The organism is Ruegeria sp. CDSB136 (assembly GCF_059610965.1).
The window spans coordinates 107,468-128,623 of record NZ_JBXWOP010000014.1 but is presented as its reverse complement, the minus strand read 5'-3'; the positions used below and the strand labels follow the sequence as shown (position 1 = coordinate 128,623).

The window sequence follows — 21,156 nt, the reverse complement described above, 5'->3', positions numbered from 1 at the left end:
GCTTTGACGATGGGGAACGCGAAGCCATCTGCCTTGTCGGGCAAACAGATCCGGCGCACACCCCGTCGCCGATGATGAACGCCCCTTCCAAGGGCGCATGTTCGGCAGGTCTCCTGACTTGCGGGTCAAAGCGCTAAACTAACCTTCCCGGGATACCCCAGTGGCATTATCAGCCGCGCTCGCCGCCTACAGTTGCGGGGGCAGTTGCAGAGTTGGCGAAATGTGCCGCACTGCATTCCCTATTGCTTCCGAGGATGTCCCCGGAACCGAACATGGCGCGTTCATGCCAGAATATGTAAGACACGGTCAACAATTGATTGCGGCGTTGCATGGGCCATTTGCGAAATCAGAAATTGCATGTTCGCGCTTGCTACGCGGTTTGGTATGCGCCACCGCGAGTGTGTGTATTTTCCTAGATATCTTTCCGCGGTCAATAGTCGTCGGTTCAGTTCGCGGACTTGAGATTTTGGGCCTGAAACTGCGGGCGTTGACTCGCGTGTAAAATTGAACTCGCCGCAAATATGTAGGGTCGCTCCGATGCACAAAAGGTCCGACCCGTCCAGCGTCCGACGCAGAAGCAGAGTTGTTGTATTTGTCGCCGTGTTCACGCTACCATCGGGCAAAACAACAGTGCAGGTGCCTCGTGACCACAGAAACAAAACGCCCGCTTACCCTTCGCGATGTCTCGGAAGCGTCGGGGGTATCCGAAATGACGGTCAGCAGGGTCCTGCGCAATCGGGGTGATGTATCGGATGCGACCCGAACACGGGTTCTGGCCGCCGCAAAAGAGCTGGGTTACGTGCCCAACAAAATTGCGGGTGCGCTGGCATCCAGCCGGGTCAATCTGGTCGCTGTCATCATCCCGTCACTGTCCAACATGGTCTTCCCCGAGGTCCTGACCGGCATCAATCAGGTGCTGGAAGACACCGAATTGCAGCCAGTGGTCGGCGTGACCGATTATTTGCCGGAAAAAGAGGAAAAAGTCCTTTACGAGATGCTCTCGTGGCGGCCTTCGGGCGTGATCATCGCGGGTCTGGAGCACACGGAAGCGGCCCGGGCGATGCTGGATTCCGCGGGCATTCCGGTGGTCGAAATCATGGATACCGACGGCAAACCCGTGGATGCGATGGTCGGCATTTCGCACCGCCGTGCCGGCCGCGAAATGGCGCAGGCCATTCTGAAGGCCGGATACCAGCATATCGGCTTCATGGGGACCAAGATGCCTTTGGACCACCGCGCGCGCAAACGTTTCGAAGGCTTTACCGAAGTTCTGGGCAAACACGGGATCGAGATCGAGGATCGCGAGTTCTATTCCGGCGGCTCAGCACTGGCCAAGGGGCGCGAGATGACGCAGGCGATGCTGGAACGGTCGCCGGAACTGGATTTTCTGTATTATTCCAATGATATGATCGGCGCTGGCGGACTGTTGTACCTGCTGGATCAGGGGATAGACATCCCTGGTCAAATCGGGCTGGCGGGGTTCAACAATGTCGAACTGCTGCAAGGTCTGCCCCGCAAACTGGCAACCATGGATGCCTGCCGGCTGGAAATTGGCCGTCAGGCCGCAGGGATCATCGCCGCACAGCTAGCCGACCCGGAAGCCGAGATTGAAACCCGCGTAACCCTGACGCCAAAAATCAGCTACGGCGACACACTGAAGCGGCGTTAGAGTCTTGGCACTGCCGAAACTGGACAACCGGACAGCCCGTGCGGTGTTCATGGATCGTCACTTGCTGTCCGAAACCCCGTCGGGCAGCGCAAAGGGCGCGGATCTTCTGGACCTGATCCGACGGCTTGGTTTTGTTCAGTTGGACAGTATCAACACCGTGGCCCGCGCCCATGACATGATCCTGTTTTCGCGCAGGTCCACCTATCGCAGCACACATCTGAAGCGCCTGTATGAACGGGACAGGGCGCTGTTCGAGCATTGGACACATGACGCCGCCGTTATTCCGATGGAGTTCTACCGGCATTGGCACCTGCGCTTTCAGCGCGACGCCGATTTGTTGAAAGCCCGCTGGAAGAATTGGCGGCGGGATGGATTTGAACAACAGTTCGCCTCGGTTCTGCTGCACATCCGCGATCACGGTCCGGTATCCTCGTCCGATGTGGGAAAGGACGAAAAGAAAGGATCGGGCGGCTGGTGGGACTGGCACCCGTCCAAAACCGCGCTGGAGTTCTTGTGGCGCTCGGGCGCGCTGACCGTCATTGGCCGGGACGGCTTTCAGAAACGCTACGACCTGACCGAACGGGTGATCGAAACTCATCTGTGCCCCGGTCATGCACCATGCGACGCCGAAAAAACGGTGGACTGGCTGTGCAACGCCGCCCTCGACAGGTTGGGGTTTGCAACATCGGGCGAACTGGCTGCGTTTTGGGATACGGTCAGCGCGGCCGAGGCGAAAGACTGGTGCGCCGCAGCCCAAAAAAGCGGCGAGATTGAAGAAATCGAAATCAGCTGCGCGGATGGGCGTACAAGGAAAGTGCTTTCCCGCCCGGGCTTGGTTGAAGAGGCCCGTGAACTGCCCGCGCCACCGGGCAGGATTCGCGTGCTCAGCCCGTTTGACCCGATGCTGCGGGATCGAAACCGCGCCGAACGCCTGTTCGGGTTTCACTACAGGATCGAAGTGTTTGTGCCCGCGCCCAAAAGAACCTACGGCTATTATGTCTTCCCCCTGCTCGAAGGTGATCGGCTGATCGGCCGGATCGACATGAAGGCCCACAGGGATAGCGGCGAATTGCGGGCACAATCCGTCTGGCCCGAGCGAAAGTTGCGCTGGTCAGAGGCGCGCACCCGGCGTCTGGAGGCCGAGCTGGACCGGGTGCGCAGGTTTGCCGGCCTTGATCGTGTTGAGCTTGCCGACGGCTGGCTGAAAGACCCTAAATAGGCTCTATTCAGCCTTTGAAAGGGTCAGGTGGATCGGTTCAAGACCGTCAATTCCGCCATCAATCACATCACCGGCCTGGACCGCACCAACACCGGCCGGGGTGCCTGTCATGATCAGATCGCCCGGACGAAGGTGATAGTAATTTGAAAGATGGCTGACGATCTCATCTATTTTCCAGATCAGCTCATCCAGGGTCGCATCCTGCCGGACTTCACCGTTGACGCTCAGATGAATGCGCTTGTCTTTGTCCGGCGACCAGCTCTCCGACCGGGTCAGCGGCGCAAAAACGGCACCGTTTTCCAGATCCTTGCCCAGATCCCACGGGCGCTGTTTGTTCCGTTCACGGATTTGCAGATCGCGGCGGGTCATGTCCAGCGCGCAGCCATAGGCAAACACCGCGCCCAAAGCCTGCTCGCGACTGACGCGGAACACCGGCTTACCGATTGCAATCGCCAGCTCCATTTCGTGATGATAGTTTTCGGTACCCGGCGGATATGGCACGGTCGCTCCGGTCAGGATGGCGTTTGGTGCGGACTTGGTGAAATAGAACGGCGCCTCGCGGTCCACTGTATTTCCCATTTCAGCCGCATGGGCCGCATAGTTCCGCCCGACGCAAAAAATCCGGCCCACCGGATATTCGGCCTGCTCGCCGACAACCGGTATCGCAACAGGGTCGGGAAGAGAAAACAGCTTGTCCTGCATGACAGCCCCCAGTTTGAAACATCGCCGGGCATCTTAGGTGTCTTCCAATCACTGGCAAGACGTTGGCGACCGGGATGCGCAACGTTTTGACCTGACATTCAAGACTTCGGGTTTCTTAGACGCATTGACCTTTCGCTCCGGATAACTCTCACTGCCCCGGATATTCAACCACCCGGGACATCCCGGATCAGACGGAAACACGGGGAACAGCATGCAGTGGAACGAATTCGCGGAATGGGGCCGAAAAGTCGCTGACTGGACGCAGAACTACCACGAAACCGTTGGCGACAGGCCCGTCCGGGCACGGTGCGAACCGGGTGAGGTCTTGAATGCGTTACCGTCTGAACCGCCCGAAACCGCCCAGCCCATGGAAGACATCTTCCGGGATTTTGAGCAGATCGTAATGCCCGGCATCACCCATTGGCAGCACCCCCGGTTCTTTGCCTATTTCAACTCGAACGCCTCGGCCCCGTCGGTTCTGGGTGAGTTTCTGGCTAGCGCCATCGCGCCACAATGCATGTTGTGGCAAACCTCGCCCGCTGCAACCGAGATGGAAACCCAGATGATGGATTGGTTGCGGCAGGCTTTGGATCTGCCGGACGGTTTCGCCGGAGTGATTCAGGACTCGGCCTCGTCGGCGACGCTGGCCGCCGTTTTGACGATGCGGGAAAAGGCACTGGCCTGGCAGGGCAACAAACAGGGGCTGTTCGCGCAGAAACCCCTGCGCATCTATTGTTCATCCGAGGTTCACACCTCAATCGACAGGGCCATCTGGGTTGCCGGAATTGGCGAAGACAACCTTGTGCGTGTTCCCATCAAGGGCGACTGGCGCGGAATGGACCCCGACGCGCTGGAAGCGGCCATTCAGGCAGATTTAGACTCTGGTTTACAGCCTGCGGGCGTCATTTTGTGCGTCGGCGGAACCGGCGTCGGGGCAACCGATCCTGTGGATCGTTGCTTAGAAATCGCCGCCGAATACGACCTCTATTCCCATGTCGATGCAGCCTGGGCCGGGTCGGCCATGATCTGCCCCGAGTACCGGCACTACTGGCCCGGGATCGAACAGGCTGACAGCATCGTCTTCAACCCCCACAAATGGCTGGGGGTACAGTTCGACTGCTGCGCGCATTTCCTGAAGAACCCCGAAGATCTGGTCCAGACGCTGGCTATCAGTCCGGAATACCTGAAAACACATGGTAAAGACGGGATCGTCAATTACTCGGAATGGTCCGTTCCATTGGGGCGTCGCTTCCGCGCGCTGAAACTGTGGTTCGTGATACGCACCTACGGGCTGGAAGGCCTGCGCCAGCGGATGCGAAATCACGTCAACTGGTCCAAAGCGCTGCATGACAAACTTGCGTCGGAACCGGATTTTCAGATCACGACGGCGCCCATGTGGTCACTCTGGTCATTTCGGTACATGCCCGAAGGCTGCGCCGACCCGGATGATCTGAATTTGCGGCTGGTCAACGCCATCAATGATGACGGACGGATTTATCTGACACAAACACGTGTGGATGGCGATCTGGTCATCCGGTTCCAGGCCGGACAATTCGAAACCACGGAACAGGACGTGATGATGGCCTATGACGTCATAACGGACATTGCCCGTGGCCTGACTCCTTAGAGACTAAGCCCTCATCCCGGCGGCGGCCTGGGCGTAACCGCCGGATGCACCGTCAACAAAATGCACGTGATCATCGCGAACGGCAGAGGGCACAAAACAGGTCATCATCGCCTCGTCCTGAGCATGGATGCCATAGCGGATCTTGCCCTGCTGGCGCGCCTGTTCCAGCATCTGCCGGATGCGTGCCAGCGTGGCCTGATCGCAATCCAGCGTCATCTTGAGGCCGTCGTCGAATTTGCGGAAATCCGCGTTTTTGCTGACCATTTCCTTGTAATGCTCGGGCTCGAAACTGCCCAGTCGCCTGCCGGACAGAAAAAGCAGAAAGATGAACAGGTTTTCACCCAACATCTTCACGGTGTGCCAAAGAATGTTGCCGCCGGCGCGCATGACACGCGCATTGATCGCAATACCCGGCGGCGGCCACGAGATTGGCGGCCCGTTGACCGGCACCGGGTGACCCGCGCGATCCAGCGCCTCGGACACGGACAGCACCGACTGCGCCAGATCCGCAAAATCGATTTCTGTCGCGGTCGCGGTCGGTTGCACAACCAGCGATACGATCTGGCCATGTTTCGCCGGGCTGTTGGACCACCGGCAGGACAAGCCCGTCAGATTCGGGTGCGCGCCGGGTGCCGCATCCGGCACGGTGTATTGCCCCGACTTCATCTGCATCTCGGCCCAGGCCAGCCCACCGCCCGAGAACATCGCGTAGTCCACGCCCGACGATGGCGCAAAGCGGGCAACGCGCACATCCCGCCCCGCATTCCGGATATCCGCAACCGGCACCACGGCGCCGCGCAGGGAAATCGAAAACTCTTCATGCGCCCAGCGCTGCAAAGCGGACAGGGTGGCGCGGGCTGTATCCGCTGCGCTGGCCGGGACAGCGAAACCCGCGCCATCGCCGCCAAAGATATAGGGAAACAGCTTGCCGCCTAATGCGTTGATCATACCCGAAATCACCGCCGCACCGACCATGTTCACGGTCTTGTACCGGCCCCGCGCGATTTCACCGGTCGAATCGACGATATCCGCAACCCCGACGACCCAGTCATCCGGTACCGGTGTAAATCGTGCAGGCTTTGCAAGTTCGGTAAAGTCCCACAACAGCGGCAGGGATTCATAGAAATCGGAATGAACGTCTTTCATTGTCCCCTCAGCGTTGGTGCCTTGTGTCGGTTCCTGATTTGAACAATAGCCCGATTGTGATGTCTGTCCGCCAAATTCAGCATAGCACACGCGCTTGTGCATGATGGCACGACATGCCAAGCATGGCCCGTATTCAGGTTGAGGGCAGATCATGCAGGCAGGATTGGTGGTTTTGTGTCTGGCCTATGTGCTCAGCCAGTTTTTTCGCGCTTTTCTGGCTGTGCTCAGCGTGGATCTGGGCCGCGACCTGGGGGCCACGCCCGAGGACCTGGCCTTTGCCTCGGGCCTGTGGTTCTTCATATTTGCCCTGATGCAGATTCCGGTCGGCTGGGCGCTTGACCGGATCGGACCCCGCCTGACCGCTTCCTTGTTGCTGCTGATCGGCGGTGCAGGAGGGGCCGCTGTTTTTGCGATGGCAACTGCGCCGTTGCATATCAGTATCGCGATGGCCCTGATCGGGATCGGGTGTTCTCCCGTGCTGATGGCCTCGTACTATATCTTCGCGCGCGAGTTCCCTCCCGCCCGTTTTGCCACACTGGCCGCCGTCATGCTGGGTGTCGGTTCCGTCGGTAATCTGGTGGCCTCGTACCCGACGGCACTGGCGGTCGAACTGATGGGCTGGCGCGCAACGCTGGCCGGACTGGCGGCGATCTCGGGCTTTGTGGCGATTGGAATCTGGCTGACGGTCCACGATCCGCATAAGATCGAAACAGAACAGAAAGGATCGTTGCTGGATCTGCTCAGGGAACCAGCGCTCTGGACGATACTTCCGTTGATGCTGGTGGCCTATGCGCCTTCCGGGGCGCTGCGAGGATTGTGGGCCGGGCCGTACCTGCAGGACGTCTTTGGCCTGGGCACCGCGCAAATCGGGCAGGCAACCCTGGTAATGGGTGCAGCGATGATTGCGGGAACCTTTGTCTATGGCCCGCTTGACCGCATTCTTGGCACACGCAAATGGGTGATCTTTGGCGGCAACGCGCTCAGCGCTGTGTCCCTGATCCTGTTGTGTATCTGGGTCGCCGACGCGGTCTGGGTGTCCGTCATCCTGCTGGCCCTGATCGGATTTACCGGCGCCACATTTCCCGTGATTATGGCGCATGGCCGTGCCTTCATCCCCCCGCATCTGGTCGGCCGGGGCGTCACCCTGCTGAACCTGTTTGGAATTGGCGGCGTTGGCGTGGCGCAGTTTGCCACCGGGCGGCTTCATGCCGCTACAGAAGGCGCGGGGCCCGCTGCGCCCTATACCGCCATTTTCGGGTTCTTTGCCATAACAGTTGCGATTGGCTGCCTGATTTACCTATTCAGCCGCGACAGCATAGACTGATGCCAATCAACCCTGAACAGGAGATAACAGTGCGGGAAATCGAGGTCATCGCGCCCAACCTGAAACACAGCCTGTCAGGCGTGACCACAACGATCATTCGGCTTTTACCGATCCAACGCGACATGATCGAAATTCGCGCGACGGGACCCGGACTGCCCGACGATCTGCCGCACATCCGGCTTTGGAAGGTCCCGTTTCTGTCGAACCGGGTACAACGGGTCTGGCATGCCCGACGCAACACCGAGATGCTGGCAGGACTGGTGCTGAAACATCTGTTCCGGCGCAATTTCCGCCTGCTCTTCACTTCGGCCGCGCAGCGCGATCATTCGGGGTTTACCAAGTGGCTGATCTCGAAGATGGATGCGCTGATCGCGACCACGCCGCAGGCGGCTTCGTTTCTGAAACACCCGGCAACTGTCATCATGCACGGAGTGAACACGGACCTGTTTCATCCCGCACAATCCAAGCAAGCCCTGCGCCAGAAGCTCGGTCTGCCCGATGGCGTTCTGATCGGCTGTTTTGGCCGTATCCGCCCGCAAAAGGGCGTGGACCTTCTGGTGGACGCCGCAATCGAGGTTCTGCCGTCCCACCCTGATGCGCAGATTATCTTCACCGGCCGGGCCACCAAAGAGTTCGAAGGCTTTCAGCAGGAACAGGAACAAAAGCTCAAGGCCGCCGGGTTGGCGGACCGGGTGCATTTTCTGGGCGAGCGTCCGTGGGAAGAGATCGTGGAAACCTATCGCGCGCTGGACCTGTTCGTGGCCCCTGCACGGCACGAAGGCTTCGGCCTGACCCCGCTCGAGGCGATGGCGTCAGGTGTGCCTGCCATCGCCTGTCACGGTGTTGGCGCATTCAGCGCGCAGATCAAAGATGGTGTGACCGGCCGTCTGGTCGAGAAAGACAATGCAAAGGCGCTCGCGGGCGCGTTGCAGGACATGTTGGAAGACCGCGAAAAACTGGCGCAGGCCGGGCAGGCTGCGCGGGCCCATGTCGAGCAGAATTTTCGAATCGAGGGCGAGGCGGAAGCCATCGTTCGGGTCTATCGATCCTTGTTGGAGGCGCATTGACCCGCCGCAACGGTGTCAATTTGGTGTTCCGCGCCGAAATTCGCTTCGATTAGTCTTTTTTCTTCGCCGCAACGCGGCTATGAACGCGCGTCCTTAGACTTCAGGAGACATGATATGGGCTATCGCGTCGTCGTCGTTGGCGCCACTGGCAATGTGGGCCGCGAAATGCTGAACATCCTGGCTGAACGCCAGTTCCCCGTGGACGAACTTGCCGCGCTGGCAAGCCGCCGTTCGCTGGGCACCGAGGTCAGCTTTGGCGACAAGACATTGACGACCAAGGATCTGGATACATTCGATTTCAGCGGTTGGGACATCGCGCTGTTTGCCGTGGGTTCGGCGGCGACCAAGGACTATGCGCCCAAAGCCGCGGCTGCCGGCTGCGTGGTGATCGATAACTCGTCGCTGTATCGCTATGACCCGGACATTCCGCTGATCGTGCCGGAATGTAACCCGCAGGCGATCCACGACTACAAGAACAAGAACATCATAGCCAACCCCAACTGCTCGACCGCGCAGATGGTTGTCGCGCTGAAACCGCTGCATGACCGCGCCAAGATCAAGCGCGTTGTCGTGTCGACCTATCAGTCGGTTTCGGGCGCAGGCAAGGAAGGTATGGACGAGCTGTGGGATCAGACCAAGGCCGTGTACAACCCGATCAACGAGGTTGAGCCGAAGAAGTTCCAGAAGCAGATCGCTTTCAACGTCATTCCGCAGATCGACGTCTTCATGGAAGACGGCTCGACCAAGGAAGAGTGGAAGATGGTTGTCGAAACCAAGAAGATCGTCGATCCGTCGATCAAGGTCACGGCCACTTGCGTTCGTGTTCCGGTCTTTGTCGGCCATTCCGAGGCGGTGAATATCGAATTCGAGGAATTTCTCGACGAAGACGAAGCCCGAGACATCCTGCGCGAGGCACCCGGCATCATGGTGATCGACAAGCGTGAGGCGGGTGGCTACGTCTCGCCCATTGAATGCGTCGGTGATTTCGCCACTTTCATCAGCCGCATCCGTCAGGACTCGACCGTCGAAAACGGCCTGAACCTGTGGTGTGTGTCGGACAACCTGCGCAAGGGTGCGGCCCTGAACGCCGTTCAGATTGCCGAGCTGCTGGGCCGTGAGGTTCTGAAAAAGGGCTGAATTCTTCCCATCCGAATGTACGAAGGGGCCGCTTCACATGAAGTGGCCCTTTTTTCTCGGCCCCGGCCCGGTGATCGGCCGGACGTTCGAGACCCTCACACCAGTTTCAACTGGACGTATACACCACAAAATGCACAGTGTTTGCCCTGAGCATTTCGATTGAGGCAGAACGTGCGTTTCCTGAACAACAACAGGTTTGCCCGATCCGCTATTCTGGGTTGTGCAACGCTTCTCATGGGTTTGGTGATCTTTGGATTCACCGGACGGTATTTTGCACCCGGTGACTCGGTCGCCCTGATGAGACCCCAGATTGGCGTGCTGCTGATCGTCTTTGCCGCGATCCTCATGGCCGTGCGTGCCAGGGGTTTCGCGTTGGCCTCCCTTGCTTTCGCAGTGATTGCGGTGGGGTCCGTTGCGGCCGGGCTCGTACCTGTTTCAGACGAATGCGATGATCCTTGTGTGACCTTGTATCAAAAGAACCTGATGTCTGTGGCATGGCCCCGGTATTCCCTTGCCGACGACATCCTTTCTTCGGACGCGGACATCGTGACACTTCAGGAAGTTTCCAGCCACAACCGGCAATATATGGAAAACCTGTTCGGGAATTACCCGACATCGGCAATATGTGAGTTCAGGCCCGAGCAGAACGTTGCGATACTGACCAGACTGGCCATTGTTGAGGATTCAGAATTTTGCCTACAGGGGCTTGGACTGGTGGGTCTTCAGGTCATCGGTCCGGGTGGTCAGCCGGTTTGGGTTGTCTCCGTTCACCTCAACTGGCCCTACCCTTATGGCCAGTTCGAACAGAGCAAAAAGATCGCCCGCCAAATCGAACAACTGGACGGCCCTGTTCTGATCGCCGGGGACTTCAACATGGCCCATTGGGGCAGCAGCGTGCGCCGTATCGGTATGGCTGCCGGCAATCACGTGTTTGGCGCAGTTATGAACACGCACATTCTTGGCAACTGGATGATGCCGATGCCGATCGACAATCTTTTGGTGCCGAGTGGCACGACGGGCACGGCGGAACTGCGCCCGTTCATGGGATCCGACCATATGGGAATCAGGGCCCGCATCAGCCTGCCCTGAGAACTCATATTTTCAGCTTTTTAGAGCCTGTTTGTGCCTTACTGGCCGGATTCGACCAGTACTTTGATGTTGGAAAACCCGCGCTCGTAATCCCCGCCGACCCATTTATCCATCATGAGCCCCATCCAGCGCGACATGGGGTTCATACCAAGATCACTTTCAAAGCCCCACGTAATCTCGGTCTGATCGCCTTCAGGCTGCAGAGTAAACGACGCATTTGCCGTCCCCATGGATCCGAAATCCAGCGCGGTTCTGACAAACTGGTTTTCAACGCTTTCGATGATTTCTTGTGATCCCGATCCGACCTGAGGATGCTCAGAGCTCCAGCTCAGGGTATTCCCGACGCCGGCTTCTGGGCCGCTGTAGGCCAGTTTGGTTTCCGGATCGCGCGACAGCCAAGGCGACCATTTCTCGGTCGCCTGCATCGAGTTCACAAATGGAAAGATGGCAGCAGCCGGTGCGTTGACGATGACGCTTCGCGAAACTTCGGCCTTACCGGGCAGCAGATAGGACGCGCCCACCAGAACCAGTATCAATACAAGAAAAATCAGAAGAATTCGTTTTATCCATCGCATGGCTGTCTCCGATTCCAAGCAGAATAATCTCATGTTCAAAAACCGGCGGCGCCAGATTGCGCCAGAGCCGCGCCAGCTTGACTTTGCCGCGCCACGCAAACGGAATTCAACATAAATTCGAAGAACTTTCCCGACCCATTGCAAGGATTTGCAAAGATTATGGGGCCCATTCTCTGCCCGTGCCGTGGGGGCATAAACATAGGGGTGAACGTGGTGGATAATGTAATAACGCTGGAGCACACGGAATCCGTGCGGCTGGATCCGGATCGCATTGGCGGCTTGTGCCGTCAACTTGGTGACAAGAACGCGCTGGATGTCATGTGCCGAACCGTTGAAGAACTGGCCGTGCGGCTTTCGAACTGCGAACGATTCTGGCGGCAACGCAACTGGGCCGATCTTCGCAAATGCGCCAGATCACTGGTGGCGATTGCCGATCAGATCGGAATGACGGCGCTGGCCCATGTGGCAAGCGATGTGGCCCGGACAGTGGATGCCGGGGACGCGGTGGCCTCGGGGGCGACGCTGTGCCGTCTGATCCGTGTGGTCGAGCGATCGCTGACGGCAATTTGGGATCAGCAGGATCTTTCCGTTTGACGGGGGTTGCAGGCGCGCGTCCGGTGGCTAGTCTGGGCGCGAACCGAGCCAGCCGAGAACCCTATGACCCTGTCCTTTGCACCTGCCTCTGAACCGTCCTTGCCGCTTCATGTGATCGAACAATCCCGGCTGGAGGACTGGCTTAAAAACCAGAGCGCGAAAGTGCAATCATGGATTGCCGTCAACGGTTTCACCGGTGCTTTGGGACAGGCCCTGTTGATACCGGACACTGATGGTGTGCCGGGCTGCGCAGTTGCGGGATACGGAACGGGCGCCACGCGGGCGCGCAAACGTTTTCCTCTGGCGGCCGCGGCCGAAGCGTTGCCCCAAGGCAACTACCGCATTGCGTCAGGTGTTCCCGAGGATGCGCTGGACACAGAAAGCCTTGGCTGGCTTTTGACCGGATACACTTTTGATCGCTACGCCAGCCAGTCTCCTGTTGGTGCCAGGTTGGTTGCACCCGACGGGTTGGACAGCGCACGGATCGAAGCGATCGCTGCCGCCGAGGCGCTGATCCGAGATCTTGTCAATACGCCCGCGTCCGACATGGGGCCGGATCAGTTGCAGGCCGCCGCGGAAACGCTCGCGCAGGAATTCGGGACCTCTTGCAACGTGATCGCAGGCAACGCTCTGCTGGAAAACAACTTTCCAATGATCCACGCTGTCGGTCGTGCCGCCGCGCAGGAACCTCGGCTGATCGAAGTGAACTGGGGCACCAGCGGCCCCAAACTGACGCTGGTGGGCAAAGGTGTCTGTTTCGATACCGGTGGGCTGGATCTGAAACCGGCGGCGGCGATGGGACTGATGAAAAAGGATATGGGCGGGGCGGCCAATGTGCTGGGTCTGGCCCGCATGATCATGTCCCTGAACCTTCCGCTACAGCTTCGGGTCTTGATCCCTGCCGTGGAAAACGCGGTTTCGGGTAGTGCATTCCGTCCCGGCGACATCCTGACCTCGCGCAAGGGGTTGACCGTCGAGATCAACAACACCGATGCAGAGGGGCGGCTGGTTCTGGCCGATGCCCTGGCATTGGCGGATGAGGGGCAGCCGGACCTGCTGATCTCGATGGCCACGCTCACCGGCGCGGCGCGCGTTGCGGTCGGAGCGGATCTGGCTCCATTCTACACCGATGACGATGGCGCGGCGGAAATCCTGACCGGCGCGGCGCGGTTAGCGGCGGATCCCGTCTGGAGGATGCCGTTCCACGAACCTTATGAAGCCTTGATCGAACCCGGCATAGCAGATCTGGACAATGCCCCATCGGGCGGGTTCGCAGGTTCGATCACTGCGGCCTTGTTTCTGCGACGCTTTGCAGGCCAAAGTCGCTACATGCATTTTGACATCTATTCCTGGCAACGCGTCAAGGAGCCGGGACGCAGCAAAGGTGGCCTTGGGCAGGGACCGCGGGCCTTGCTGGCCGCGTTGCCGGAGTTATTGGACCTATGAGCCGTCTTCGCATCATCGAACCGGTTGTTGACCTTCTGCGCCAACCCAACGGACCGCGCGACCGTCAATTGCTGTATGGTGATACGGTAGAGATCCTTGAAAACCGGAAAGGGTGGAGCCGCGTCTCCTCGGACAAGGACGGATATCAGGGCTGGGTTGCGACAGACCGTTTGGGGGCTGAGGCGTCACCGACCCACTGGATCACGGCCCCGTCGACTCATACCTATGTGTGGGCGGACATCAAAAGCGCGGATCGGGCATCGCTGAGTTTTGGCAGCAAGGTTCAGGCTCTTGCCAAGCAAAACGGGTTTCTTGAAACCGAGCTGGGGTTCATTCCGTCCACCCACGCCACCACGATTTCCGAAATACTGACCGACCCGGTTGCCGTAGCCGAACTGTTTTTGGGCGCGCCCTATCTTTGGGGTGGCAACAGCCGGTTTGGCCTGGATTGCTCGGGGCTTGTTCAGGCCGGGTTGCTGGCCTGTGGCATTGCCTGCCCCGGTGACAGTGGCGATCAGGAAAGGGCGTTAGGACACCTGGTGCCGCAGGATGCGCCCGCAAAACGGGGCGATCTGATATTCTGGAAAGGACATGTGGCCTGGGTCAGCGGCGACAACATGCTGCTGCACGCCAACGCCCACGATATGGCGGTCGTAAATGAACCGATGGATCGGGCCATTGCCCGTATCCGGGAACAGGGCGACGGGCCGGTTACGTCACATAAAAGGCTCTAATCCGGGTCAACCGCCCGGATAAGCTTCCGCTCAAGCACGCGCAACACGGTGCGCAGGTCATGCCCGCGTTTCAGAATGCGACCGTCCATGCCAATGACCGAGTACATTCCTTGCCGCTGCCGAAGGCGGGGGTGTTTTTCCACCCGATAAATCGGATGCTCGGCCGTGCGTCGGAAGATCGAAAAAACTGCCGTATCCCGTAGGTTTGAAATGCCATAGTCGCGCCATTCTCCGGAGGCGACCATTCGGCCATAAACAGACAGGATCTGGGTCATCTCGCGCCGGTCAAAAGCGACTGGCATCTGAGCCGGGCTGGCAGAAAACCCGCTGGGTGGCTGCATGTTCATACTCTCAGCCTTGCCGGAAATTCTATTTTAATCAACCCCGAGTCAGACACGCTGGTTCATTTTGCCTTGAACCTGTTACCTGCGGCCAACCTGCCGGCAGATCAGGATTACCGGCAACAATCCAACAGCCAGTATCACAAGCGAGGGTACGGCAGCCCCTTCCAGCCGCTCATCAGACGCCAATCTGTAAGCCTGCACTGCCAGCGTGTCGAAGTTGAAGGGCCGCATGATCAGCGTCGCGGGCAGTTCCTTCATGACATCGACAAACACGATCAGCAGCGCGGTCAGCAGCGATGGCGTCAGAATCGGCAGGTGCACCCGCCGCAGCGTCGCCAGCGGCGTCTGGCCCAAAGACCGCGACGCGGCATCCATATTTGCGTGAACCGTGCTTTGTCCGCCTTCATAGGCGCTGAGCGCGGCGGCCAGAAACCGCACCATATACGCCGCGACCAGCAACCATATCGAACCGGTGATCAGCAACCCGGTCGAAATATCGAAGGTCTTGCGCATCCACGCGTCCAGCGCGTTGTCGAACCCGGCAAAAGGCACGATCAGACCGACCGCAATGACACCGCCCGGAACCGCGTATCCCAGCCGCGCCAGATAAGCCGCCGCTGACGAGACGCGCCCCGGTCTCAGGCGCTGATAAAAGCCCACGCAAATGGCGGCGAACACGGTCACCACTGCGGCAACACCGGCCAAAGTCAGCGAGTTCTGGATGAACCCGATATAGCGCCGCGACAGAAGGTTCTGTTCGGAGGTCATCCCCATCTGCACCAATATGATCACCGGCAGAAGGAAACCCAGGACAACCGGTATGATGCACAGGACAAATGCCCCGACCGACTGCCAGCCTTTCAAATGTGCTGTTGGCAGCGCGGCGTGGCTTTTACCGGCCTGATAGTATTTGGCTTTGCCGCGCTGGGTCCGTTCGGCCACGGCCATCAGCAGCGCGAACCCAAGCAGGCACAGGGCCAGCTGAGCGGCAGCGGCGCGGTCGCCTATGGAAAACCAGCTTGTATAGATCCCGGTGGCAAAAGTCTGAACGCCGAAATAGGCGACTGTTCCAAAATCGGCGATGGTCTCCATCACTGCCAGCAGAACACCGCCCGCAATCGCCGGGCGCGCCATCGGCAGGGACACGCGCCAGAATGCCATCCACGGGCTGTTGCCCAACGCCCGGGCCGCCAGAAAGGCTGAACCGCTTTGCTGTATGAACGCCGCGCGCGCCAGCAGATAGACGTAGGGATACAGTACCAGGATCAGCATGACCGCCGCCCCTTCGGTCGAGCGGATTTCGGGGAACCAGTAGTCGCGCGGCCCCCAGCCCGTTATCTGCCGCAGGTTGGTTTGAACAATGCCGGGGTGATCCAGAATGAAGGTGTATGCATAAGCCAGAACATAGGCCGGAAAGGCCAGGGGCAGAACCAGAGCGATCTCGAGAAGTCGGACACCGGGAAAGCGTGTCATGGTCACAAGCCACGCGGCACCGACACCGATCGAAAAGGTCCCCGCCGAAACCAGGACCACCAGAACCGCCGTGGTCAGCGCGTATCCGGGCAGAACCGTGGACATCAGATGCGAGATCGTGGCCGTACCACCGGTTGCGGCCGCCAGAACAACCGCCATCATCGGCAGCAGACAGGCCGCAGCCACAAAAAGAGCGACCCCGCCGACAATCCTGGTGCCCAATACGCCGCGGTTGCGGGATCCGTGTTCTGAATACTCTATTTCGGCCATTGTCCCGGCTAATGAGTGGCAAATGCGCAGGTTTGGTCTTTCATTGACCAAAACGCTCGGAAAAGCCAGTAGGCGGGGCAACAATTCTGCGGCACTTACTGCCGCAGACTGTTCCGATGCGTCATTCGTAGACGCGCTGATCCTCGATCACCAGCCCATCCTTGGGAAGCGAGCCGGGTGCCACCACCTCGACCGCGCCCTTCAGCTTCAGGACCTCGACCACCGATTTGGCATAGGCCGCGTCGTTTTCGCAGGGGCTTTCGATCTGAACCGTCATCATGTCCATCTCGCCCTGCCGGGCTGCAATCACACGCGCCTTGACGATCTCCTCGTGCTTGTCCACCAGCGCCGCAACCTGTTCCGGACGCACGAACATGCCTTTGATCTTGGTGGTCTGATCGGCGCGGCCCATCCAGCCCTTGATGCGGGTATTTGTCCGCCCGCAGGGGGACTGGCCCGGCATGATGGCCGATAGATCACCGGTGGCAAAGCGGATCAGCGGGTAATCCGGGTTGAAGGTCGTGACCACAACCTCGCCAACCTCGCCGGGTGCAACCGGAATTCCGGTGCCGGGGGTGACGATCTCGACGATGACATGTTCGTCGATGATCATCCCTTCCATCGCGGCACTTTCATAGGCGATGTTGCCCAAATCCGCCGTGGCATAGCATTGCAGGCAGGAAATACCCCGGTCGGCATAGTCCTGCCGCAATGAGGGAAACAGCGCACCCCCGCCCACAACCGCCTTCGAGAAAGTCAGCGAAACGCCCATCTCGTCAGCCTTATCCAGGATCACTTTCAGGTAATCCGGCGTTCCCGCATATGCGGTGCATCCGATATCACGGGCAGCAGTGACCTGAAGCTCGGTCTGGCCGGTGCCCGCTGGCAACACGGCAGCGCCGACGGCCCGCGCGCCGTTCTCAAAGATCATTCCGGCCGGTGTCAGATGATACCCAAAACAGTTCTGCACGATGTCTCCGGGTCCGACTCCGGCGGCGTGCAGAAACCGGCCCATGCGCCACCAGTCGTGATCCGTGCTGCCCGGTTCGTATATCGGACCCGGCGATTGAAACACATGGTGGAAATGACGCGCCGGTTTTACCGTAAACCCACCAAATGGCGCACGTGCGGCCTGCCCCTGTGTCAGGTCGGACTTCCGCAAAACCGGCAGTTTCGCCAGATCCTCGATCGAGGTAACCGCGTCGACATCCGCATCCGCGAAATGAGCCGAAAATCCCGGTGCCGATTTCGCCCGCTGCAATTGCGCGCGCAATGTCTGGGTCTGATCAGACAAACGCTGATCGGCCGAGCGGGTTTCGAGTGCATCGAAGTAAGTCATCGCCAAATCCTCCATCCGCTCACAGCCACCGCTTGCGGCGGCGATAAGAGCGCACGTCCCGAAAGCTCTTGCGGCCTTCATCCGACATGCCGAGATAGAATTCCTTTACGTCCGGGTTTTCGCGCAATTCTGCGGCGGGGCCGTCCATCACGACGCGACCCGATTCCAGAATGTATCCGTAATGCGCAAACCTAAGCGCGACATTGGTGTTCTGTTCGGCCAGCAGGAAGGACACGCCTTCTTTCTCGTTCAGATCCTTCACAATGCCGAAAATCTCTTCGACCAGCTGCGGCGCCAGTCCCATCGACGGTTCGTCCAGCAGGATTGTCTCGGGCCGGGACATCAGCGCCCGTCCCATCGCAACCATCTGCTGCTCGCCACCCGAGGTATAACCGGCCTGGCTTCGGCGGCGTTCCTTGAGGCGGGGGAAATATGTGTAGACCAGCTCAAGGTCCTGCTGAATCGCGGCCTTGCCATCCTTGCGGGTATAGGCACCGGTCAGCAGGTTTTCCTCGACCGTCAGGTGTTCGAAGCAATGGCGACCCTCCATCACCTGGATCACGCCTTTCTGCACCAGATCGGCCGGATCGCTTTCGTGAACACTGGTTCCGCGATATTTGATGGAACCTTTGGTCACCTCGCCCCGTTCGGAATGCAGCAGGTTTGACACCGCTTTAAGCGTCGTCGTCTTGCCTGCTCCATTGCCGCCCAGCAAGGCCGTGATGCCGCCCTTGGGCACAGTCAGGCTGACGCCTTTCAGCACGAGGATCACATGGTTGTAGATCACCTCGATATTGTTGACTTCAAGCAGGGTTTCCGCCTGCACGTCAGTGGTTTGTGCCGCATCCAGCATCAGCGTGTTTCCTCATGCCTGCCCCATCCGGGGCGGTTCATCAGGAGCGGCAGGCGCGCCGCCGCTCCGATTGTTTGGCGACCCCGGATCGCTCCGGGGCGCGGAGTCTTCTCTTATTCGCAGCGGGCTGCGACGTTGTTTTCAGCCGCGTACGCGTTCGAATCTTCCGCAACCAGCGCGCCGATCACTTCGCCATCGGTTGGCTTGAAGTCGGAAATGAGGCTCCAGGTCTTGGTGCCTGCATCCCATTGGGACACACCGATCAGGCCTGGGCCACCATGGTTGTCGCACGACACCTGGAAGGTCGGGCCAAAGTTCGGCATGCCCAGTGCGGCCATACGCTCTTCGGTGATATTGAGGTTCTCCATCGCGTCACGCACCATGCCCGGTGTGACGTCGCCGGTTCCGTTGGCCTCTTGCGCGTCTTTGATCGCCTCGGCGGCCAGCATCGCGGAATAGAGACCGCGGTTGTACAGAACGGTACCGACCTGATCGCCTGCGCCTGCGGCCTTACCGGCATCGACAACATGCGTTTTGATGTCATCGAATACGGGGAAGTCATTACCGACCGCGTGGAAGGTGACGGCCTTGTACCCGTTCGCCTTGTCGCCTGCGGGCAGCACGTCATGCTGCGCACCCGACCACCAGACGCCGATGAAGTTTTCCATCGGGAAACGGATGTTCGCGGCTTCCTGAATGGCGACCTGGTTCATCACGCCCCAGCCCCACATCAGAACGTAGTCCGGCTTTTCGCGGCGGATTTGCAGCCACTGCGACTTCTGCTCCTGACCGGGGTGATCGACCGGCAGCGTGGACAGTTCAAAACCGTGCTTCTTGGACAGCTCTTCCAGCGTGCGGATCGGCTCTTTGCCGTAGGCCGAGTTGTGATAGACCAGCGCGATTTTCTTGCCGTTCAGATCACCGCCATTTTCTTCCAGCAGATAGTTCACCGCGCCCGAGGCGCCGTCCCAGTAATTGGCGGGATAGTTGAAGACATGGCTGAACACCTTGCCGTTGCGGGCCGAAGTCCGGCCATATCCCATGGTGTGAAGCGGGATGTCATCGGCCGTCACTTTCGGGATGAGCTGATAGGTGATGCCGGTCGACAGCGGTTGATAGATCAGCGCGCCCTCGCCCTTGGTCGATTCATAGCATTCCACACCTTTTTCGGTGTTGTAGCCGGTCTCGCATTCGACAACACGAACGGGAACACCGCCGATACCGCCATCCCTCTCATTCAACAGAGTGAAATAGTCGTTGTAGCCGTCCGAGAACGGAATACCGCCCGCAGCATAAGGCCCTGTGCGATAGCTGAGGTCCGGGATCACAAGATCCGCCAAAGCGGGCCCTGCGGCCATCAGAGCGCCCAGCGCCATAGTTGCCAGTTTCTTGTTCATCGGGTGTTTCCTCCCTTGGTTATTCCGATGCGGTTTCGGGCTTTGCACCCGTCTTATGATTGGGCCGGTTCCGTTTAGTGCGGGAACGGCCAGAGTCTGAGCTTTTCCTTGGCCACGCGCCATAGCTGCGCCAGCCCGTGTGGTTCCAGGATCAGGAACATGATGATCAGCGCACCGACGATCACAAGCTGAAGATGCGCCACGATATCGGTGGGCCAGCCCAAAACGTCGACCCCGACAACCTTCAGAACCACCGGCAACAGCACAAGAAACGCAGCCCCGGCAAAGGATCCGAAAATAGAGCCTAATCCGCCGATTATCACCATGAACAGCACCAGGAACGACTTCTGGATGCCGAACACCTCGCCCACTTCGACCGCGCCCAGATAGACCGCAAAGAACAGCGCACCAGCGATGCCCACAAAGAACGAACTGACGGCGAAGGCGCTGATCTTGGCTTTCAGCGGGTTCACCCCGATGATCTCGGCTGCGATGTCCATGTCGCGGATCGCCATCCATGTGCGCCCGGTGGTGCCGCGCGTCAGGTTGCGGGCAATCAGCGCGCTGACCGTCAGGAAGATCAGGCAGAACAGATAGGTCGCCCAGGCCGGAGCATTCGGCCCCGTGATGATGATGCCGAACACATCACGTTCGGGCGCATTGATCTGACCCGAAGCGGAATAGTTGTAGAACCACGGCACCCGGTTGAACAGCCAGACCAGAAAGAACTGCGCCGCCAGCGTGGCCACCGCCAGATAGAACCCTTTGATCCGCAGCGAAGGCAGACCGAACAGCACACCCACGATGGCCGTAATGCCTCCGGCAAGCAGGACATGGATGAACATGCTGACATCGGGAAAGGCCGTCATCAGCTTGTAGCAGGCATATGCGCCCACAGCCATGAACCCGCCGGTCCCCAGCGATACCTGCCCGCAATAGCCCACCAGAATGTTCAGCCCGATGGCCGCAATTGCGTAGATCAGGAACGGCAACAGCAGCGCGTTGGCCCAATAATCGTTGATGATGAACGGAATGATCCCGAACGCCACCGCCAGCACCACGTAGTAGCGGTACCGATCAAACTTGATCGGGAAAGTCTGGCTGTCATCCACGTACGAGACTTTGAAGTCCCCGGCTTCACGATAGAACAT

At 59.3% G+C, this 21,156-nt stretch carries 19 protein-coding genes and 1 riboswitch; of the genes, 10 read left to right on the top strand and 9 right to left on the bottom strand.

The genetic code is table 11. The features are described 5' to 3' along the window. Positions 1 to 86: 86 nt before the first annotated feature. A riboswitch (cobalamin riboswitch) is annotated at positions 87 to 286 on the bottom strand. 357 nt (positions 287 to 643) lie between these two features. Both AC2FIR_RS15780 and AC2FIR_RS15775 read left to right on the top strand, forming a co-directional pair. Continuing rightward, positions 644 to 1,669: a LacI family DNA-binding transcriptional regulator gene (locus AC2FIR_RS15780; protein ID WP_170612609.1), complete on the top strand. Its 1,026-nt coding sequence runs from the start codon at positions 644 to 646 to the stop codon at positions 1,667 to 1,669. Positions 1,670 to 1,673: 4 nt separating this feature from the next. Then, entirely contained in the window at positions 1,674 to 2,888 is a 1,215-nt protein-coding gene (locus AC2FIR_RS15775) for a winged helix-turn-helix domain-containing protein (RefSeq protein ID WP_496747035.1), read from the top strand. 3 nt (positions 2,889 to 2,891) lie between these two features. Here the strand turns inward: AC2FIR_RS15775 and AC2FIR_RS15770 are convergent, their stop codons facing one another. After that, positions 2,892 to 3,590: a fumarylacetoacetate hydrolase family protein gene (locus AC2FIR_RS15770; protein WP_170612613.1), complete on the bottom strand. Its 699-nt coding sequence runs from the start codon at positions 3,588 to 3,590 to the stop codon at positions 2,892 to 2,894. Between the two features lie 211 nt (positions 3,591 to 3,801). On the opposite strand from AC2FIR_RS15770, the gene AC2FIR_RS15765 reads away from it, so the two are divergent. Next, a complete protein-coding gene (locus AC2FIR_RS15765) occupies positions 3,802 to 5,217 on the top strand; it encodes a pyridoxal phosphate-dependent decarboxylase family protein (RefSeq protein ID WP_496762668.1) in 1,416 nt (471 codons plus the stop codon). A gap of 3 nt (positions 5,218 to 5,220) precedes the next feature. Here AC2FIR_RS15765 and AC2FIR_RS15760 read toward each other — a convergent pair whose 3' ends face one another. Next, positions 5,221 to 6,363: a DUF3095 domain-containing protein gene (locus AC2FIR_RS15760; protein ID WP_496762664.1), complete on the bottom strand. Its 1,143-nt coding sequence runs from the start codon at positions 6,361 to 6,363 to the stop codon at positions 5,221 to 5,223. A 151-nt stretch (positions 6,364 to 6,514) separates the two neighbouring features. Here AC2FIR_RS15760 and AC2FIR_RS15755 point away from each other — a divergent pair, with 151 nt between their 5' ends. From AC2FIR_RS15755 to AC2FIR_RS15740, 4 genes are all read left to right on the top strand, one after another. Continuing rightward, on the top strand, positions 6,515 to 7,687 hold the full coding sequence (locus tag AC2FIR_RS15755; RefSeq protein WP_170612619.1) for an MFS transporter: 1,173 nt from the start codon (positions 6,515 to 6,517) through the stop codon (positions 7,685 to 7,687). After that, positions 7,687 to 8,754 (top strand): glycosyltransferase family 4 protein, encoded by a 1,068-nt coding sequence (locus tag AC2FIR_RS15750; RefSeq protein ID WP_496747033.1) that lies wholly within the window; start codon positions 7,687 to 7,689, stop codon positions 8,752 to 8,754. Before AC2FIR_RS15755 ends, AC2FIR_RS15750 begins: the two co-directional genes overlap by 1 nt. Positions 8,755 to 8,868: 114 nt before the next feature. After that, positions 8,869 to 9,891 (top strand): aspartate-semialdehyde dehydrogenase, encoded by a 1,023-nt coding sequence (locus AC2FIR_RS15745; RefSeq protein WP_170612623.1) that lies wholly within the window; start codon positions 8,869 to 8,871, stop codon positions 9,889 to 9,891. A gap of 171 nt (positions 9,892 to 10,062) precedes the next feature. Next, positions 10,063 to 10,980, top strand: a complete 918-nt coding sequence (locus tag AC2FIR_RS15740) for an endonuclease/exonuclease/phosphatase family protein (protein WP_496747032.1) — start codon at positions 10,063 to 10,065, stop codon at positions 10,978 to 10,980. Between the two features lie 38 nt (positions 10,981 to 11,018). On the opposite strand, the gene AC2FIR_RS15735 is transcribed toward AC2FIR_RS15740, so the two are convergent. Beyond that, positions 11,019 to 11,555 (bottom strand): SRPBCC family protein, encoded by a 537-nt coding sequence (locus tag AC2FIR_RS15735; RefSeq protein ID WP_496762661.1) that lies wholly within the window; start codon positions 11,553 to 11,555, stop codon positions 11,019 to 11,021. A 204-nt stretch (positions 11,556 to 11,759) separates the two neighbouring features. Between AC2FIR_RS15735 and AC2FIR_RS15730 the strand changes: the two genes are divergently transcribed. The 3 genes from AC2FIR_RS15730 to AC2FIR_RS15720 all read left to right on the top strand — a co-directional run bounded on the left by AC2FIR_RS15730 (position 11,760) and on the right by AC2FIR_RS15720 (position 14,329). After that, the gene (locus AC2FIR_RS15730) at positions 11,760 to 12,149 is read left to right on the top strand and encodes a hypothetical protein (RefSeq protein ID WP_496747052.1); all 390 of its coding nucleotides are present in this window, start codon (positions 11,760 to 11,762) and stop codon (positions 12,147 to 12,149) included. Between the two features lie 63 nt (positions 12,150 to 12,212). Further along, positions 12,213 to 13,595, top strand: coding sequence for a leucyl aminopeptidase family protein (locus tag AC2FIR_RS15725; protein WP_496747030.1), 1,383 nt, complete (start codon positions 12,213 to 12,215; stop codon positions 13,593 to 13,595). Further along, complete coding sequence (locus AC2FIR_RS15720) at positions 13,592 to 14,329, top strand: C40 family peptidase (RefSeq protein ID WP_480912323.1); 738 nt, start codon at positions 13,592 to 13,594, stop codon at positions 14,327 to 14,329. Before AC2FIR_RS15725 ends, AC2FIR_RS15720 begins: the two co-directional genes overlap by 4 nt. Here the strand turns inward: AC2FIR_RS15720 and AC2FIR_RS15715 are convergent. The 6 genes from AC2FIR_RS15715 to AC2FIR_RS15690 form a co-directional block, all read right to left on the bottom strand. After that, complete coding sequence (locus AC2FIR_RS15715) at positions 14,326 to 14,676, bottom strand: DUF2794 domain-containing protein (RefSeq protein ID WP_496747028.1); 351 nt, start codon at positions 14,674 to 14,676, stop codon at positions 14,326 to 14,328. The two genes, AC2FIR_RS15720 and AC2FIR_RS15715, sit on opposite strands and share 4 nt — an antisense overlap. A 75-nt stretch (positions 14,677 to 14,751) precedes the next feature. Further along, complete coding sequence (locus AC2FIR_RS15710; protein ID WP_480912320.1) at positions 14,752 to 16,416, bottom strand: ABC transporter permease; 1,665 nt, start codon at positions 16,414 to 16,416, stop codon at positions 14,752 to 14,754. A 121-nt stretch (positions 16,417 to 16,537) separates the two neighbouring features. Next, on the bottom strand, positions 16,538 to 17,755 hold the full coding sequence (locus AC2FIR_RS15705; RefSeq protein WP_480912318.1) for a phenylacetate--CoA ligase family protein: 1,218 nt from the start codon (positions 17,753 to 17,755) through the stop codon (positions 16,538 to 16,540). Between the two features lie 19 nt (positions 17,756 to 17,774). Next, on the bottom strand, positions 17,775 to 18,608 hold the full coding sequence (locus AC2FIR_RS15700) for an ABC transporter ATP-binding protein (RefSeq protein WP_170612639.1): 834 nt from the start codon (positions 18,606 to 18,608) through the stop codon (positions 17,775 to 17,777). 113 nt (positions 18,609 to 18,721) lie between these two features. Continuing rightward, positions 18,722 to 20,005 (bottom strand): ABC transporter substrate-binding protein, encoded by a 1,284-nt coding sequence (locus tag AC2FIR_RS15695; protein WP_170807160.1) that lies wholly within the window; start codon positions 20,003 to 20,005, stop codon positions 18,722 to 18,724. Positions 20,006 to 20,079: 74 nt separating this feature from the next. Next, on the bottom strand, positions 20,080 to 21,156 hold the full coding sequence (locus tag AC2FIR_RS15690; protein WP_170612643.1) for a branched-chain amino acid ABC transporter permease: 1,077 nt from the start codon (positions 21,154 to 21,156) through the stop codon (positions 20,080 to 20,082).

Bases quoted from the DNA above. Each gene is read 5' to 3' on its own strand.
- AC2FIR_RS15715 (WP_496747028.1), bottom strand. From the start codon at position 14,676: ATGAACATGCAGCCACCCAGCGGGTTTTCTGCCAGCCCGGCTCAGATG.
- AC2FIR_RS15690 (WP_170612643.1), bottom strand. From the start codon at position 21,156: ATGTTCTATCGTGAAGCCGGGGACTTCAAAGTCTCGTACGTGGATGAC.
- AC2FIR_RS15725 (WP_496747030.1), top strand. From the start codon at position 12,213: ATGACCCTGTCCTTTGCACCTGCCTCTGAACCGTCCTTGCCGCTTCAT.
- AC2FIR_RS15770 (WP_170612613.1), bottom strand. From the start codon at position 3,590: ATGCAGGACAAGCTGTTTTCTCTTCCCGACCCTGTTGCGATACCGGTT.
- AC2FIR_RS15695 (WP_170807160.1), bottom strand. From the start codon at position 20,005: ATGAACAAGAAACTGGCAACTATGGCGCTGGGCGCTCTGATGGCCGCA.
- AC2FIR_RS15710 (WP_480912320.1), bottom strand. From the start codon at position 16,416: ATGGCCGAAATAGAGTATTCAGAACACGGATCCCGCAACCGCGGCGTA.
- AC2FIR_RS15765 (WP_496762668.1), top strand. From the start codon at position 3,802: ATGCAGTGGAACGAATTCGCGGAATGGGGCCGAAAAGTCGCTGACTGG.
- AC2FIR_RS15750 (WP_496747033.1), top strand. From the start codon at position 7,687: ATGCCAATCAACCCTGAACAGGAGATAACAGTGCGGGAAATCGAGGTC.
- AC2FIR_RS15705 (WP_480912318.1), bottom strand. From the start codon at position 17,755: ATGACTTACTTCGATGCACTCGAAACCCGCTCGGCCGATCAGCGTTTG.
- AC2FIR_RS15755 (WP_170612619.1), top strand. From the start codon at position 6,515: ATGCAGGCAGGATTGGTGGTTTTGTGTCTGGCCTATGTGCTCAGCCAG.
- AC2FIR_RS15745 (WP_170612623.1), top strand. From the start codon at position 8,869: ATGGGCTATCGCGTCGTCGTCGTTGGCGCCACTGGCAATGTGGGCCGC.
- AC2FIR_RS15700 (WP_170612639.1), bottom strand. From the start codon at position 18,608: ATGCTGGATGCGGCACAAACCACTGACGTGCAGGCGGAAACCCTGCTT.
- AC2FIR_RS15760 (WP_496762664.1), bottom strand. From the start codon at position 6,363: ATGAAAGACGTTCATTCCGATTTCTATGAATCCCTGCCGCTGTTGTGG.
- AC2FIR_RS15720 (WP_480912323.1), top strand. From the start codon at position 13,592: ATGAGCCGTCTTCGCATCATCGAACCGGTTGTTGACCTTCTGCGCCAA.
- AC2FIR_RS15735 (WP_496762661.1), bottom strand. From the start codon at position 11,555: ATGCGATGGATAAAACGAATTCTTCTGATTTTTCTTGTATTGATACTG.